This window comes from Niastella sp. OAS944 (genome assembly GCA_024809215.1).
Classification (GTDB): domain Bacteria; phylum Bacteroidota; class Bacteroidia; order Chitinophagales; family Chitinophagaceae; genus Niastella.
Genome location: JANUBW010000005.1, coordinates 108,460 through 125,394 on the forward strand (window position 1 = coordinate 108,460; position 16,935 = coordinate 125,394).

A 16,935-nucleotide genomic window follows, 5' to 3' on the forward strand; every position below is an offset into this window, starting at 1 on the left:
AACCTGCATCGTATGTGCAATACAGGAATAAATAAAATTCGGTTATTGGTAATACATGTTGTTATAATGCTGGTTTTAACAACACCGGCCCTGGGTCAAAATAAAAACAATCAAATAGAGCTTACCGCTATTAATACGGGTTTCAATCTTTCAAATGCCTCAGCGCTTGAGACCCAGCAGGTTAAAACCAATGCTTTTCAAATTACAGCTACTTCAAAATCAAGCAATAATTTTAGAATATTTGCCAAAGTTTCATCATCAACCAGTAGTACGGCCACTCCCCTGCCGGCTTCGATGTTGGCCGTTCGTTTAAATTCAGTAAGTCCTACGGTCACTGCTAATTTTAATACTGTTATCCTAAGCACCAGCGACCAAACATTACAAACCTTAAATACTACAAATACCCCTATTACTTTCAATTACGATCTGCTGGCCGGTCCTATTGGGTATAGTTATGCCCCGGGTACCTATAACCTCACTATGTTATTTACCATGACGCAACCATAATTATGAAAAAGACAAGCCTTTATATAATATCGCTGCTATGCCTGTTCTCAGTAAATGGTATGGCGCAATACTCTTTTAATGGCACCATCAATTCTGCAATAAGTATTCAGTCTGTTATGGAGTTCACTATTACTAACAATGCTTCTCCGGCTATAACATTTACCAGTGCGCAATATGGTAGCGGATACACAATAAGTAACTTCAATTCATTTAATATTAAAAGCAACCAGCTTTGGAAGCTGGGCGTGTCGTCAGCCACACCAAACTTCTCCGCCAGTGGCACCTATGCCTCCGCAAATATGCCGGCTTCGGTTATTGGGGTTGTAAAGAGCGGACAATCATCTTATATACAACTATCTTCAACCGACCAGGTATTGGCAACGGGCAACCGGGGAAATACAAGTGTTTCCGGTAACTCTTTTAACATGGACCTAAAAGCCACCCCTGGTTACAACTACGGTCCGGGCATTTATAATCTTTCTATTGTTTACACCCTAACCGTGCAATAAGTATTTTTATTTATTGCCCGAACAATCAGTAGTGCCGGGCTTGTATTTACTGATTATTACACCGAACTTAATGATAGAAAATATTATTTCGGTGAAGAAACTCATTCTGCTACCATTTCTTGTTTTTGGTCAATTTATTGTCGTGGCTCAAAAGGCCTCGAAAAAGGCGCAGCAGGTAATTACTTTAAATTTATTGCCCGCAGGCCCTGTACATTTACCCCAGTTAAAAGGGGGCGGGAATGCGTATGGTAAGGATAAAAAAACAACGGCCACAGAAAGCAAGGTTGAGTTGTCGCAGGATAAACAGTCGCTTACTATTACACAGGTGATAGAGACCGTTACTGATGATAAGAGTAATACAAAAACCAAGTCGATAATATATACTGCAACGTCTTTATAGTTTAAATTATATCTCTTAATGTAAGTGTGCCCCGATGTATCGGGGCACACTTGTTTTTTATACATACTTTCCTGTAGCTAACGTATGATGGCAAACGAAATGGTTTATATTTCGGAATACTTTTCCATGTTATGGAAAAAATAAGGCATGCCAAAACTTACAATATATGGTTATCAATCTGTTATTTAATCGGCACGGCGATTGGCTTTATGTAACCGTAAACAAATTAAACAAACAACCTCTTTAACAAACAAAAAAAGAACAACATGAAAAAACTTACTTTGATCGCTGCCGCCCTTTTCGCTGGTTACTCTGCAACCAAAGCTCAATCTGCTACTGCAAGTCAAACTGTGACCTTAACCCTGCAAAATCAAATCGACATTGCTTTTACTGCTGCAACAGGTACTAACTTTACGTTTGCCAATACAACTGATTATCAAAACGGCCTTTCTAATTTAAACGCATCGAGCCTGCAGGTAAAATCAAACCGCCCCTGGGCTGTAACTGTAGGTTCTGCAAGTGCTAATTTCAGCGGCCCTTCAGCGCCTTCACCCGCCATGCCTTCCACTGTTTTGGGTGTACGACTGAACGGCGGTTCTTCATACGGAGCTCTGTCAACTACTTCGCAATCTCTTACCAGCGGCGCCAGAGGTATGAGCAGCTTTAGCGTTGACTATAATGCCAACCCAGGCTTTAGCTATGACGCAGGCACCTATACGCTCTCTGTTGTATATACTGCTACTCAACAATAAGTTTATTTAAACCCCCATAACAAAAGCCCGAAAGGGCTTTTGTTCACCCAACCGAACCCATGTAAAACAAAAGACTTGAAAACCGTTTCTACATATTGCCGTTACCGCAGCTTACTTGTGATGATGTTGCTGTTGAGCCTGAGATCAACCTCCCTGATGGCCCAACCAAATAATAGCCTGCCATCGTTAGTACAATTTCATTTTCTGCATGATTCCGTATTGGTAGAAGAGAATAATTATTCGTTCAACAACGTAAGCATCTCAAACAACAGCAATCGTTCAATACATGTTCAGCTCGTTATTACTGCACCCGATATGACGTCAGTAATTACCGGCAATATTATAGAAACAGCAATAAGGCAGGGTGAAAACCAGGCCATTCCCATCCGGTTTATATTGGCCAAAAACTCCACGGCCCTGGCCTGGCGCACATTTAACGTTGAGATACGCGTTAAAGAATTAAACCAGGTCATGCATACGCAATTCTACATCCGGCCCAAAGAGAACATTACATGGAAGGCGGTGTTAAAGCAACCTGCAGTGGCTTTTATGGAAACGGACAAGCAGGTTGCTTTTAATATTTATCTGGAAAATACCGGTAACAGTGCCGATCATTACAGTTTTGATTTTAATACCGATCTGGCACTAAGTATCGACAAAAAGAATTATTCCGTTACTCTGCAGCCCGGTGAAGCGCGCACAATAAACGCCCAGGTATTATTATCACCCAAAGACATCCATTTTTTAAAGAAAGATGAAATAACCGTTTTTATTAAGAACAGGCTGGGTGAAACCAAAATGCTGAACCTGCAAATAACCAGGCTGGGTTCTGTTTATACTGGCGATAACGATAGCTACCGCAAACTGCCCCTGACCCTTGAATTGAACTTACAGAATATGGCCAGTCAACACTCCTTTGCCTTTTTGAACCTGCGGGGCTCCCTTAAATTAAAAAATGATCAACAGCTGAACGTATTGCTGCAAACCAATAACTATTATCGAAATTATTCGGCTAACACGCAAAAGGCTACACTGGAATATGTAAATGGCCCCTGGCGGTTTACAGGTGGCAGTATCATCGACTATGATAACTTTTTGATTGACGGTACAGGACTTCGTGTGCAATATGCGGGGTTACAAAATAATGCCATTGAAGTAATGGGCGTACAAAGCCGTACCGGTAATACGCGGCAATTCAATGTAAAACTCAGTCAGCCGCTTGCAAAAACAATTACCTGGCATGCCAACGCATTTGTTAATAATGATGTTGAGAAAAAACAAACCAGTTCGCTGGTATTAAATAAGCTGGAATGGAAGATTGGTGAAGATACCCGCTTTTCCCTTGAGGGCGGCGGCGGGCAGGAAAAATTAGCAAGGTCAAAGATGGATACCTCTATGCTGGCCTGGCAGGCAGGTTACCATTTTGAGACCCAAAAGAAATACTATCAGCTCTCCTCTACCATTAGCCGGTATTCAGAAAATTTCCCCGGTTTTAACAAGGGTTCGCATTATCAATTACATGAAGCCCGTTTATTGATAAATAATCTATTTGCAGGCGCTTACTTTGAGCTTAATAAAAGAGCTTATAATAATACAGGCGATTCCCTGGTTAATTACCTGTTTAACATTAATAACCGGGAATATGGAATGCGGTTTGGCTGGCAGCGCAAAAATTTCTCACTGGTATTGTCGCCGGGAATACTAAAACAGGTGCAGGACAGCGCTACTGCCGTTCAGGCCAATATGTACAAGATCTCTGCAAACATCAGTTGGAGATTGAACGATCGTTGGTGGGTATCGGCTTTTTACAATGCCGGCCAGGTTCGTATACCTGCCATGCCCACGCTCAACCGGTTCAACAGCTTCAACCATTTTATAAATATTCAGAACGATCGTTATGGCATGCAACTTCGGCACGACGTTGGCCCTTATTACTATTATGAAATAAAGGAATACCTGAATTCACCGGTAGCGTTCAACCGTATACAGATATCGCCTTTTATTGAATTACCCTGGACAAAGAAAAATATTTTTTGCCATCTGCAGGCAAACTATCTGAACGAAAAACAAACAGGTGTAACCTTCTTTACGGTTTATAACAATATTCAGTATTCATCGCCTAAAACCGGCATTGATATCGGGCTTATCACCCAGGTGAATGTAACGCGAAAAGAATGTCCGGTTATAAACCTCACCATCCGCAAAAAATTGCAATTGCCGGTCTTCAAAAATGAAACATCCCGCTCGTTCAAACTTGTTTTATATCTCGATGAAAACAATAACGGCTTCCCTGATGAAAGCGAACCAAGAGTAAAAAATGCCCGGATACTTATAAATGCCGGCCTGTTGTTAAGTAATGGTAACGGAGAAATTATTTGTAAGAATACCGATGATAAAGAATTTATGGTTGATTTTAGTCAGATCAGCGGCTTGGAAGGCTGGATGCCCAAAATGGGTTTCAGACAGGTATTAAGTGCAGGGAAAGATCAAAATGTATATTTCTTTCCCTTTACCCGCAGTAATATTATAACGGGTAAGCTGGTATTATTTCGCGATGAACAAAGTTCGCTTACTATGCAACTGGATGGTATAAGAGTAACTGCAATAGCAACAAACGGAACGGTGTACCATACGCTTACAAATGAGAATGGCGAATATTTCTTTAACTTACCGGCTGGTAATTACATTGTAAATGTTAATCAGGCTGTTTTTGACGACAAATTCAGAATGACAGAGCCCAGCAAAACAGCAGACCTGATCAATAATCATCACTTGACCCTGCAATTTGAGATCAGGCAAAAGGCGAGGTCGATGAACGTGAGAAAGGAATAAGAAATAGCAGTAAATCTATTACCTTTGCAAGCTGCTAAATACATGAATAAACTAAATATCTACGAAGAATTAAAGCTTAAAGAGTATTATTGGGGAGGTGCATTGAGAGTTAGTTTTGAAAAAATTGATTTGCACTCAACATCCAATGTAATTAACATCTTAGATGAAGTTTGTAAAAGTGAAGGATTAAATGGACTAAATGAAGACTGGAATGAGATAGATTACAACTTGTTTAAAAAAATATTGCTTTCTTCTTTTCAATTCAATTTAGGCTTTAGTAATAGTGAACAAATGCCTGCTGAAAAAGCGCAATGGTATTACAATGCCGCAATTGAAAATTTGAATATGGAAACGTGCAGATGTTTTACAAATTGGCATAACAATCCCTGGGACCAGGGCGGAGGAGGAGGAGGTTTTTCCGTAAGTAAGCACACCCTGGATCTGGCGCTGTCGATTATTAATAATAGCGAAATGCTTTTTGTTTACTTCCTTTTTGAAGATTAGAATCCGTTAATAGTAAAAGGGGCCTAAGCCCCTATTTAATTACCAATAGTACTTACTTCTATTAAGATGTTTCCCGGGGCATGGAGATAAAAGCCAAAAACGCCCCGCATGTTATGTGGCTCCTGTTCAAGTGTAACGCCACTATTGTGAAGGTGCTGCCAAATGGATTGTACTTTATCCCGGTCATTTACGAGAAAGCCCATATGAAAGGCGTCTGGGTAAGTAGAATTGCCATTTCTATTAAAATCAGTTGACATCAGCGTTAATACAAATCCCTCCTCGCTTTGTAATATGGCCATCATATTGTCACCTTTTACCTCTTTGCAGGTAAAATTGAAATGTTTTTCAAAAAATGATCTTGTTTGTGCTACATCAGTTACGGGAAAATTCAGGTGATTTATTTGCATAGTAAACAGGTTTATAAAAGAACAATTGTTCTTTATTAGGTGAAAAAAATATTATGGGGCAAGTGACAGCAAAACGCGGCTGAAGACCTGTTTGAGTTTTTTTTCGGTCAATACAAATGGTTTGCCTGTAACGCTTTTTTTCTGCCGGTGAAATTTAAGCAGCTGAAATAAAGGGGCATAGGCTAATGACCAGTATATTTCTAATGGAAAGCGTATCAGTTCTTTGTTTTTTATGGCCCTTTCATAGAATTGCTCCATGGTGGACGTGAACTTTTTACCCTGAAGACCCATCACCTTTTCATAAATGGGCGAATGCCTGATCTGCTCGGTAAATTCAATATGCAGCGGGTATTTCATAAAATACCGCAGGCGGTTCTTCCATTGTAATTTTAAACCGGTTGCAAAGTCCATTTCGGGGTTGAACCCTTCGAGCAATACCTCCTCCATTTTCTTAACTACGCCGTGGTAAACTTTAATGATCAGGTCTTCTTTATTATTAAAATTCAGGTAAATAGTATTGACCGATATGCCAACGCCCGCTGCCAGTTTGTGCATGCTGAACCCTTCCAGACCTTCCTTAACAACGATCTCCATCGTTTTTTGCCTTATCAATACTTCTTTTTGTGCATCTTTTGTTCGCATAACAACACAAATATAAAAGAATGTTCGTTCTTTTATTATTTTTTTATCCACTGATCGGTGGTCAGCTGTTGCAGCACATTAAATTAACATTAAAGCAAAGAACCGGCAGTCATTGTAATTTCATTAACTTTATTTGCCGTAACTTGCGGCCCGATAGATTTCGCGTATAACTTTTTTACTTTCATTCCAGCTTATTAGCTATTTCGAAAAAATCAGTTTTCCGCATGTTCTATTTCAAAAGTTTAAATTATGTGGGTACTGATCATTTTTATAGCCATCTGGTATTCTTCTCTTTTTTGTCAAACCTTTTTTCAACACAGGTATGCCGCCCACCAGGCATTTACCATGAACAAATTCTGGGAAAGGACTTTTTTTATTTTCACTTATATAACACAGGGCTCGTCTTATTTAAGTCCCCGTGCGTATGCAATTATGCACCGGATGCACCATGCCTATACCGATACAGAAAAAGACCCACATTCCCCGGAATATTCCCGCAATATGTTGCAAATGATGGTGCACACAAAGCAGATCTATAGCCGCATCTATAAAGGTGAATTGGAAGTAGAAGAGCAATTTACCCGTAATTTGCCCGATTGGCCGGCTTTCGATAAATGGGCGCACTCTACCTTTTCCCGCATATGCTGGATGCTTGCATATATAGCAATATTTCTGTGGTTAAGCCCATCTCTGTGGTGGTTGCTGTTGCTGCCTTTTGTATTTGTTATGGGGCCGCTTCATGGAGCCATCATCAACTGGTTTGCCCATAAATATGGGTATACCAATTTTAAATTAAAGAACACCTCGCAAAACCTGTTTTCGGTCGACTTTCTGATGCTGGGCGAATCCTACCATAATAATCATCACAAAAGTCCTACTGCTATTAACTTTGGTAAACGCTGGCATGAAGTGGATCCCGTTTATCCTGTTATCAGGTTATTGGCCTCGCTGCGGATCATTACTTTACGAACAGACAAGCATAAAACAAAGGAAACACTCAGAAAATAAGTTTTTACTCTGCTGCGCCTACAATAGCAAAGCGGTGGGTTATAATATCGCCAATGACCTGTTTTCGAAAATATTCCTGTACTGCTGGTGTAAATTCTCCCCCACTGGTTTTATAGAGATTTTCGACAATACCCGGTGGTAGCGGTGTTTTCCAGTTAATAGTTATAAATACAATTTTCTCAATATCCTGCCGACGGTATGTACGAAGATCAGCTAATGTATTGTTTGTTTTTTGTACGTCGTAAAAAGCAAAAGTAGTGGCCTCGCCCGCATTTGTAGCTTTAAAGTGGTTGCCATTATAAAATGATCTCAGTGGCAATTCCAGGTCGTTTAATAAAAAATAGAACGGCTTGTCGATATAGTGTGTGCGCCTGTCATCGAAAATGCATTTTATATACTTTACGGTATCGCCCTGAAAGCATTTTGGCTGCGGTATATATGGGATCAATGCAAGCCGGAACCCAACTTTGGCACTGCGATCATTCGCATAGCCCGTTTTACGGTCTTTTGCAAGCTGGCATTCCCCGGCACCAACGCCCCAGCTCCCACCCCGAATATAATATCCGGTTTTTGACCCATCCTTACACCATTCGGCAACGTTGCCGCTCATATCATAGAGGCCTAATTCATTCGGTTTTTTGCTTCCCACTGGTTGCGTATGACCGGTAACTGCCACCTCCTCAATATTATCACTGCCCGCATATTTATAACCCTTACTCTTTTTTCCGCCCCGCGCTGCAAATTCCCATTGCGCCTGCGTTGGTAACTGGTAGTACTTACCGGTAAGATCATTTAATTTCTGAATATAAACTTGAATTTCATTCCAGCTAACTTCTTCAACCGGACAGTTGCCACAACCCGCATGATGTGAGAAATTTGAGCTATCGCTCATTAGGGCCCGCCATTCGGCCCGGGTGACCTCGTATTTCCCGATATAATAATCGCTTACCGTTGCTATGTGGGTGCCTGTAGATACTCTAAATTCTTCGCGCGCTTCATCTTTTAGCAACCCCATCGTATACGTGCCTCCTTCAACAGGCACCACTTCCGGTTCCTTAAACTTACTTAATGCATCAGATTTGGCGGTTTGCGCCTGACAGGTATATGCACCATTTACAATCAAAAAGTAGGCTATGAAAGCGTTTTTCATGTTTCGATTTGCATATTGATGCCAGAAAGTAGTTAATTACATAACACAAACAAAAAAAATGGCCCTCATACCCCTGCGGGATAAAAGGGCCATATCTAACCACAAAAAAACGAAACGTATTTACTTTATTACTATCTTATATACCTGCTTTTCATTGTTCAACCTGGTTGTGATCACCAGCATGTACACGCCGGCCTTAATACCATCGATCAATAGCTTATCGCTGTGGTAGTTCTTCCAGGTCCTTACTATTCTACCGCTTAAGTCCATAACTGAAATATCATGGGTGGCGCTGTTTCCGAATAACACGTTCATATTACCCGATGTGCCGGGGTTGGGATAGATCGACACCCGGGCCGATTCTTCCATACCTCGCACACCAGCCGAAGCGCTGATCGTTGATGTGTTGTCTTTATCTTTTTGTACTAAGCGATACCAGGTAAAGCCGGCAGCGGTGTTTGTTTCATTATACTGGTAGGAAATTGGGGTATTGCTGGTGCCATCGAAGGCTTTGCTGGCCACATATCCGCTGTTTTGCCATACCCCGTCGCCCGTGCTGCGTTGAATTTTAAAACCAATATTATTGCTTTCTGCTGCAGTGGTCCATTGCAGATTTACGGTTGACCCGCTACGCTCTGCATTAAATTTAATCAGCGAAACTGGTAAATTAGACCCAACAGGCCAGTTTACGGTTACCGTGGCGTCGTTATACATATTATCCGCCAGGGTGGTGAAATCATTATCTGGTCCGTCATCCATTAAACGGTAAGTGAAGGTTAACTGTGTAACCGCAGTTGAATTCCGCCAAACAGCAACGCTGCCATCGTTATTTACCACTACACTGCCATTTACCGGTGGTGTTAACAACGACCATTGTAAATCACTATAATCGTCATTGGCGTCATTATCGATCCCTGTTGCATCAACAGCATACCCGGTTGGTACAGGAGGAAAGGAATTGTTTGAGCCGTATAATATACCATTAAAAGACAGCTCATTTATATCGCCCCTGTTAATGACATCATTGAGTGCAACAGGCGCACAATTCGTTCCGCCACATATGAGCCCAACTCCGCTTATGCATAAATTATCAAATATATACTTGAAGCCGCCTTGTATACAGTCGGCATGAAATGATATAAATACCTTGAAATCTGAGGCCGCTACTATAGCCGGAAAGGTAAATGTAAAACAGGTGGTGCCTCCGTTTTTAGGCAATATATAATTATCCTGCCTTGCATAGATGTTTTCCGCCAGTTCAGCGTCTCTTGAATCTTTTACGGTTGACTTCACAAATAAAATGTCGGCATAGGTAGTACATGGAAATGGTTCCTTATTAGTACCCTGCCCATAGGCATCGGTAGCCCATATATCGAAACATACTTTCATCTTGTCCGATGTTTTGTATACCGGCGGCGTTCCAATATTGGCCGGGTTAAAGCCACCTACTCCCGGAGTAAGAATAATGCCATTGGTAAATTGAGCACCCTGCGCTATTACCCAGCCTAATGGAGCCGGAATAAAACCTTCTTCGATCTGTGCATGTAATAACAATACAGTGGTTGCAAAAAGGGTAAGTAGTAGTAACCTTTTCATAAAATGCTTTTTGTGTTTAAGAAATGTTTGGGGGTCGTGCTTTCAGGAGAATATTGGGCGGGTTGTTAAATTAAATGTCTTGGGATGGACGTGTGATTAACTGAAGGCTTTGGTGGAAACAAAGGAAGAATTGGATACGGAGAGCTCTAATAAAAATAACACTTGTCATTCAAAAATGCAACAGGCAAAATATTTAATGACCTGAAACAAGTTCATAATAATCTGTGAACAATGTTGCTGCTCCAATAAATAAAAAACCCCCGGGTGATGATCCCGGGGGCGCTCGCTCACTTTTTAACTGTACATCTACTTGATGATGAAACCTTCGTTACCACTTGTTCGCGCTAACTCTATTGCTGCGCTTCTGTAATCAAACACTGCTTCCAGATAATTTAATTGAGCGGCTGTTAATGCCAGTTCTGCATCGGTTAAATCGAGCCTCGAGGTTACCCCTTTGGCATAACGGTATTGTACAATATCGTATCCCTGCAACGCTGTTTCTTTTACGTTTAACTGCGTTTGCATACGGTCGTAAGTTTGCTTTAAATTGGCGATTACCTGTTTAACTGTTGTCTTCAACGCCTGTTGCGCTTCTGTGAGGCGGATACCCGATTGATTGCGCGCCATTTCGGCCTGGCGGACCTTTGCCTGATTGCTAAAACCCGTGAACAGGGGCAATACCACCTGCGCGCCTGCAAATGAGGTGGAAGGCCAGTTGGCATTTGCAAAATCAAACTTACTGGCCTGTGTTTGCAGCTGGTATTGGGCTACAGCCGACACTACCGGCAACCGTGCGGCCCTGGCCAGCGAAGCTTGTTGTTCGCTTACCTGTTGTTGTAATGCCAATGCCTGCAGATCGGGCCGTTGATGAAGGGCCTGCTCGTACAATTCATTTTCTGGAGGAATGGCAATGGGTGCATTTACCACCAGTGAATCGGTAAGGGTGATTTGGGTAAGCGAATCCATTCCCATCAGCGTTATCAATTGTTGTTTGCCTACCTCAATAGCGAAATTGAGTTTAAGCATATCGGGTTTCAGGTTCTCTACTGCCGTGTATGCCCGCAGCGTATCAACACGTAGTCCCCTGCCCTGTGCCAGCAACGACCTGGCATCGGCCAGCGCTTTTTCATTTCTCAACAGGCTTTCCTGTTGCAGCTTTAACCGTTCGGCCAACACCAGTATACCCAGGTAGGTTTGTTGCACATCGGCTGCTACATCGATAGCTGATTGCCGGTACAGTTCGCGCGATACCTGTTCCCGTAATTGCGCCGCCTTGCGGGTAGGTGCAGCAACCGGATTGTAAAGCGGATAGCTGGCGCTTATAGCACCTGAAAACTGGTCACGGCCACCAAATCGGTCATAGGGAATTTTACTGCTGTTGCCGTTTGCGCCAAAACCGAAGAATGCAGGCAAGGCAAAATAATGCGTGTACTGCGCGCCCAGTTGGGCTGCAGGCAGCGAAAGACTTTTTGCTACCCGTACCTGCTCACCTGCAATGGAAATATCCAATGCACTGGCTTTTAGTGTTCGGTTATACTGTTTTGCCAATAGCACGGCATCCTGCAAACCAAGACTTCTTTCCTGTTGTGCACTGCCCGTAAACGGGGCTATCATCGCCAACAGCAGAATATAATAACTTAATCGTGCGTTCATGATAATACTGTATTGTGTTGAAGAAATTCAATAGGCAATAGACAATGGGCAATTGGCGAAGCCCGTTTATAGTCGGGAATTCCACATTATTACAGCCTTGCCAATTGTCTATTGCATATTGCCAATTGGTTCGCAAAGGCTGCCGATATTCGAACTACCCTATAATTGGCGAGCTTATTTGCTTATTATCTATTGCCAATTGTCTATTGCTTGTTGCCAATTGATTTTTCCGGCTAAAAAAGCTGTACACCGCAGGGATCACAAAAAGGGTAAGGATTCCGGCAAATACCAGTCCGCCTACTACTACAATGCCCAATGATGCGCGGCTGCCAGATGAGTTGCCCAAACTAAGTGCAATGGGCAGCGCGCCGAAGATCATAGCCAATGTGGTCATTAATATAGGTCTGAAGCGCGAAGCGGCTGCCGATATAACAGCATCACGTACACTCAGTCCTTCTTTCTTGCGGTGGTTGGCAAATTCCACGATCAGGATCCCATTCTTAGTGATCAAACCGATCAGCATGATCATACCTATCTGACTGAAAATATTGATAGAACTATCACTTACCCACAAGCTAATAAGGGCGCCGGTTACAGCCATTGGCACGGTAAGCAGGATGATAAACGGATCGATCAAACTTTCAAATTGCGCCGCCAGTACCAAATAGATAAGGATAATGGCAAAGATGAATGCAAACACAAGGCTCGAACTGCTTTCCTTATAATCGCGGCTTTGTCCGGCCAGTGCCGTAGTGAAACCTGCTGGTAATGTTTCTTTGGCAATACGGTCCATTTCGTCAAGCGCTTCGCCCATGCTCACACCTGCCGATGGTGTTGCCTGTATGGTTACACTATAACTTTGATTATAGCGGTAAATTGCGGGCGGACTAATTCCTTCATGCAACGATACCAGGTTATCTAACGGCACCATTTGGTTGTTGGATGATTTCAGGAAAATAGAACGAAGGTTTTCGGGAGTAGAACGTTCTGATCTTTCCAATTGCCCAATCACTTCGTATTGACGGTCGTTATAGATAAAGTATCCGTAACGGCGTCCGCTCAACGCCAGTTGCAGGGAGCGACCAATTTCCTGTGTAGAGATGCCTAACTGTGCCGCCCGGTGGCGATCGATTGAAATACTGATCTCGGGCCGGTTCACTTTAAAATCAGGATTTACAAAACTCAGCTTTTTGCTTCCATAAACAGCACCGGTGAGCTTCGGCATTACTTCGATCAATTGTTTCAGATCGGGCGCCTGCACTACATATTCAATGGGCTGACTGGATGCAAAACCGCCAATTGTGGGGATCTGTATAGGGATCACGATCACATTGCGGAACCGGTTGCTGGCAGCCACCAGTTTCTCATACACCTGTTGCTGCGTCATACCGCTTTTTCGTTTAGCGGGGTCTTCCAGAAACACCCACTGAAAGCCACTGTTCGCTGGTTGCACCAGTGAGCCTACACCCGCAGCTACTGCAGCATACGTAACGTTATTATTTAGATCGGGAATAGAATCTGCTACATAATTGCTGATCTCTTTCATGGATGCTTCCATGCTTTCGAAGGAGGTGCCTTCGGGTGCGATCACTGCCAGCCCTACCAGCGAGCGGTCTTCAAGCGGAGCCAGTTCTGAAGGCAGTTTGGGCGCCAGCCACCAGGCAATACCAAATGAAAGAATAAGTAATGCAAAGCCCAACCAGCGATATCGCATAAAGCCTTTCAGCAGGCTTTCGTAACCGTTATTCAGTTTTACAAAGAAAGGTTCTGTTTTACGGTACAGCCAGTTGTGATGGGCACCTGCTTTCAGCAGGTAAGCACTCATCATGGGCGACAAGGTAAGGGCCACAAATGCAGAGATCAATACAGAGCCGGCTACCACTACCACAAACTCCTTAAACAGCTTACCGGTAATACCACCAAGGAACATAATGGGCAGGAACACTGCTGCCAGTGTGATGGTTGTGGATATAACGGCAAAGTATATTTCGCTAGACCCTTTACGGGCTGCTTCCAGCGGGGTCATACCTTCTTCTACCTTCGAATAAATGTTCTCCAGTACCACAATGGCATCATCAACCACCAATCCAATAGCCAGTACCAGCCCCAACAGGGTAAGCACGTTGATGGAGTAATTCATTATGTACATTATAAAGAAGGCCGATACTATAGACACCGGAATTGCTACCAGCGGTATCAGCGTACTACGCCAGTCGCGCAGGAAAATGAAAATGATAATGGTCACCAGTCCAAATGCGAGGATCAAAGTTTCTTCCACTTCCGAAAGTGAGTTCTTTACCGGAACGGTGAAGTCTTTACCCAACCTGATGTTATATTCCTTTGGCGCTGTTTTGATGATCTCTTCAAACCTTTTATTAAATTCATCAACAATAGCGAGTGAATTGGCGCCGCGTTGTGGCTGCACCCCGGTTCCCACCCCATAGCGGGCGGTTTTCCCTTCTGCAACGATCATGGCTGTACGTTCGTTCTGCGAGCTCATGATGGCCTGGCCCACATCCCTGAAGCGAACAACGGCGCCGTTCTTTTCGCTGATGATCATGTTATTGAAATCTTCTTCTGTTACCAGGCGGCCCAATGTGCGAAGGGTCATCTCTGTTTCCTGTCCTTCAATACGTCCGCTGGGCAGGTCAACATTCTCGCGTTGTAATGCAGCCTGTATATCGGCTGGGGAAAGTCCGTAAGAAGAAAGTTTTACAGGGTCCATGCGCAACCGCATGGCGCGTTTGCGGCCTGCATACGATTCAACCAGCCGCACACCGGGTATAGATTGTAACCGCTCTTTTATACTGATGTTCACGAAGTCGGTAATATCTTCCAGACTTTTAGTATCGCTTTGTACGGTAAGAAACACCAGGAACTCTGGCGGCCCCGATTTTTCAACGATGGTGGGCTCAATATCTACAGGTAATTGCTGGCGCGATTTGGAAACCTTATCACGCACATCATTAGCTGCGGCTTCCAGGTCGGCATTCATATTAAATTCCACCGTAATGATGCTCACCTGCTCGCGGCTTACCGATGAAAGTGCCCGAATGCCGTTTGCTTCTGCAATGGCTTCCTCCAATGGTTTGGTTACCTGCGAGGCAATAATATCGGCACTTGCACCGGGATAAACGGTTGTTACGGTCACTATGGGCGAATCTGTTACCGGATACTCACGGGTACCCAGAAACGTATAGCCCACTATGCCAAATAAGATCAATAGAACTGACATCACCCCCGCCAGTACCGGCCTGGAGATGCTCATTTGTGAAATGGCGCTCATATAATTATTTGAGAATGATAAATAGAAGAGGTAAGGATCAGGATAAGGTTTAAGGCTGCATGGTCAAATGGTGAATCGTGAAACGTGAAACGGCAAACGTGAAAAAGCTCGCGAATTTTTCGGGATAATTACTGCCCGATTGCCGACTTAGTAGCGAACCCCGGGTATAGGACTTTCACGTTTCACGTCTCACGTTTTACGATAGCTGCTCTTACTTAAGATTCACCACCCTAACATCTGCGCCGGGTGACAAACGCAACTGGTTACTGACAATAATGGTATCGCCCGCCTGAATTCCTTTCGTTATCTGAACACGCTCTGCATCGCGCTGCCCAACTGTTACCGCTGTTATTTGCGCTTTACCATTCTTCAGCAGAAATACAGAATATCCCTGTGAGGAAGGCATAAGGCTTTGACTGGGTATTTGCAGGGCATCGTTGGATGTATGCAGGGCAATGGCCAGGTGTGCGCTTTGTCCGGCCACCAGTTTACTTTTTGGGTTAGCGGCAATCGCTCTTACCAACAGGGTGCGGGTGTCATGATCAACAAAGGATTCTTTGGAGATCACGGTGGCATTGTATTGGGTACTGTCGCCTTCAACAGTGAACAACTGCCGGCTGCCGGCATTTACCAGGCTGGCGTATTTCTCCGGAATAGAGAACTCTACTTTTATTTGTGCATCATCCACGATCGTTGTAAGCGGTACATTGGGTGAAACCAGTGCGCCGGGATAAGTGCGAATGATGCCGATCTTCCCGGAGAAAGGAGCCCTGATGCGTGTTTTGTCGATAGTGGTTTCCAGTTGCCTGATCTCCGCTTTTAGAACAGCCAGATTGGTAGCAGCCTGGTCATAGTCCTGCTGTGATGCGGCATCATGTGCAATCAGGTCTTTCATCCGGGCCTCATTGAGTGCGGCCAGTTTTTCCTGTTGACGAAGCCGCTCCATTTGGGCCTGCAGGTCGGCATCATCCAGTTGAAAAAGCAGGGCGCCCCTTGCAACGCTATGGCCTTCTTTCACGGGTACGCCTACAACTTTTTTGGTCAACTCGCTGGCGATGGATACTTCCTGGTTGGCAGCCAGTGTACCAGCGATCTCGATCATTTGTTGAACTGCCCCCGGCGCCACTATATGAACATCGGCAGGAATGCCCGGCGCGGCCGCAATAGCTGCAGTGGTGGCCGGCTCGCTCTGGTTAGCCCGGCTGGTACAGGCATCAAGAAATACTATAATGGATAATGATACTACGAGCGAAAGACTGGTCGGTAATAAACGGTTCATTGTGCTGAAATTTAATTGATACATCGAAATGTTTCGATGTATTGGGTCTAAAAAAAATCCATTGCTGGATTGAATTGGACCACAAACGTATCGAAACATTTCAATACGTCAATAATTTTTCTCAAAATTTTTTTTTAAACCTTCAGGGCTGTAAGAAAATTAACATACTGGTCAATGACTTTGTTATTGAGGCTATACTTTACTTCGCGGCCTTCTTTTTCTGCTATGATCAATTCAGCATCAGTGAGTTGTTTAAGATGGTGTGAAACCGATGGTTGTGCCAGGTCGATCATGTCGTTTATTTCGGAACAATACAGGCAGGCCTTGTTCTTATGGATTGATTTAAGTATCTGCAATCTGTTGGGATCTGCCAGCGCCTTCGAAATTTTTTCTACCTTCTTTAGTTCCAT

At 43.6% G+C, this 16,935-nt stretch carries 15 protein-coding genes; 7 read left to right on the forward strand and 8 right to left on the reverse strand.

All coding sequences use genetic code 11. The features are described from left to right. Positions 1 to 12: 12 nt before the first annotated feature. The 6 genes from GGD38_RS21255 (at position 13) to GGD38_RS21280 (ending at position 5,504) form a co-directional block, all read left to right on the forward strand. The gene (locus GGD38_RS21255; RefSeq protein ID WP_375301210.1) at positions 13 to 507 is read left to right on the forward strand and encodes a hypothetical protein; all 495 of its coding nucleotides are present in this window, start codon (positions 13 to 15) and stop codon (positions 505 to 507) included. A 2-nt stretch (positions 508 to 509) separates the two neighbouring features. Beyond that, the gene (locus tag GGD38_RS21260; RefSeq protein WP_375301211.1) at positions 510 to 1,016 is read left to right on the forward strand and encodes a hypothetical protein; all 507 of its coding nucleotides are present in this window, start codon (positions 510 to 512) and stop codon (positions 1,014 to 1,016) included. A gap of 70 nt (positions 1,017 to 1,086) precedes the next feature. Further along, on the forward strand, positions 1,087 to 1,416 hold the full coding sequence (locus GGD38_RS21265; protein WP_375301212.1) for a hypothetical protein: 330 nt from the start codon (positions 1,087 to 1,089) through the stop codon (positions 1,414 to 1,416). 266 nt (positions 1,417 to 1,682) lie between these two features. Then, entirely contained in the window at positions 1,683 to 2,168 is a 486-nt protein-coding gene (locus GGD38_RS21270) for a hypothetical protein (RefSeq protein WP_375301213.1), read from the forward strand. A gap of 75 nt (positions 2,169 to 2,243) precedes the next feature. Further along, positions 2,244 to 5,000, forward strand: coding sequence for a hypothetical protein (locus tag GGD38_RS21275; protein ID WP_375301214.1), 2,757 nt, complete (start codon positions 2,244 to 2,246; stop codon positions 4,998 to 5,000). A 24-nt stretch (positions 5,001 to 5,024) separates the two neighbouring features. Next, positions 5,025 to 5,504: a hypothetical protein gene (locus GGD38_RS21280; RefSeq protein WP_375301215.1), complete on the forward strand. Its 480-nt coding sequence runs from the start codon at positions 5,025 to 5,027 to the stop codon at positions 5,502 to 5,504. Positions 5,505 to 5,539: 35 nt separating this feature from the next. On the opposite strand, the gene GGD38_RS21285 is transcribed toward GGD38_RS21280, so the two are convergent. Continuing rightward, complete coding sequence (locus GGD38_RS21285; protein ID WP_375301216.1) at positions 5,540 to 5,911, reverse strand: VOC family protein; 372 nt, start codon at positions 5,909 to 5,911, stop codon at positions 5,540 to 5,542. A 51-nt stretch (positions 5,912 to 5,962) separates the two neighbouring features. After that, entirely contained in the window at positions 5,963 to 6,553 is a 591-nt protein-coding gene (locus tag GGD38_RS21290; protein ID WP_375301217.1) for a TetR/AcrR family transcriptional regulator, read from the reverse strand. A gap of 249 nt (positions 6,554 to 6,802) precedes the next feature. Here GGD38_RS21290 and GGD38_RS21295 point away from each other — a divergent pair, with 249 nt between their 5' ends. Further along, entirely contained in the window at positions 6,803 to 7,561 is a 759-nt protein-coding gene (locus tag GGD38_RS21295) for an acyl-CoA desaturase (RefSeq protein WP_375301218.1), read from the forward strand. 4 nt (positions 7,562 to 7,565) lie between these two features. Here the strand turns inward: GGD38_RS21295 and GGD38_RS21300 are convergent, their stop codons facing one another. The 6 genes from GGD38_RS21300 to GGD38_RS21325 form a co-directional block, all read right to left on the reverse strand. Beyond that, on the reverse strand, positions 7,566 to 8,711 hold the full coding sequence (locus GGD38_RS21300; protein ID WP_375301219.1) for a formylglycine-generating enzyme family protein: 1,146 nt from the start codon (positions 8,709 to 8,711) through the stop codon (positions 7,566 to 7,568). 120 nt (positions 8,712 to 8,831) lie between these two features. Then, positions 8,832 to 10,307, reverse strand: coding sequence for a T9SS type A sorting domain-containing protein (locus GGD38_RS21305; RefSeq protein WP_375301220.1), 1,476 nt, complete (start codon positions 10,305 to 10,307; stop codon positions 8,832 to 8,834). A 306-nt stretch (positions 10,308 to 10,613) separates the two neighbouring features. Then, positions 10,614 to 11,960: a TolC family protein gene (locus GGD38_RS21310; RefSeq protein WP_375301221.1), complete on the reverse strand. Its 1,347-nt coding sequence runs from the start codon at positions 11,958 to 11,960 to the stop codon at positions 10,614 to 10,616. 154 nt (positions 11,961 to 12,114) lie between these two features. Beyond that, complete coding sequence (locus tag GGD38_RS21315) at positions 12,115 to 15,246, reverse strand: efflux RND transporter permease subunit (RefSeq protein ID WP_375301222.1); 3,132 nt, start codon at positions 15,244 to 15,246, stop codon at positions 12,115 to 12,117. Positions 15,247 to 15,457: 211 nt separating this feature from the next. Further along, positions 15,458 to 16,525, reverse strand: coding sequence for an efflux RND transporter periplasmic adaptor subunit (locus tag GGD38_RS21320; RefSeq protein WP_375301223.1), 1,068 nt, complete (start codon positions 16,523 to 16,525; stop codon positions 15,458 to 15,460). Between the two features lie 134 nt (positions 16,526 to 16,659). Further along, on the reverse strand, positions 16,660 to 16,935 hold the full coding sequence (locus GGD38_RS21325; RefSeq protein WP_375301224.1) for an ArsR/SmtB family transcription factor: 276 nt from the start codon (positions 16,933 to 16,935) through the stop codon (positions 16,660 to 16,662).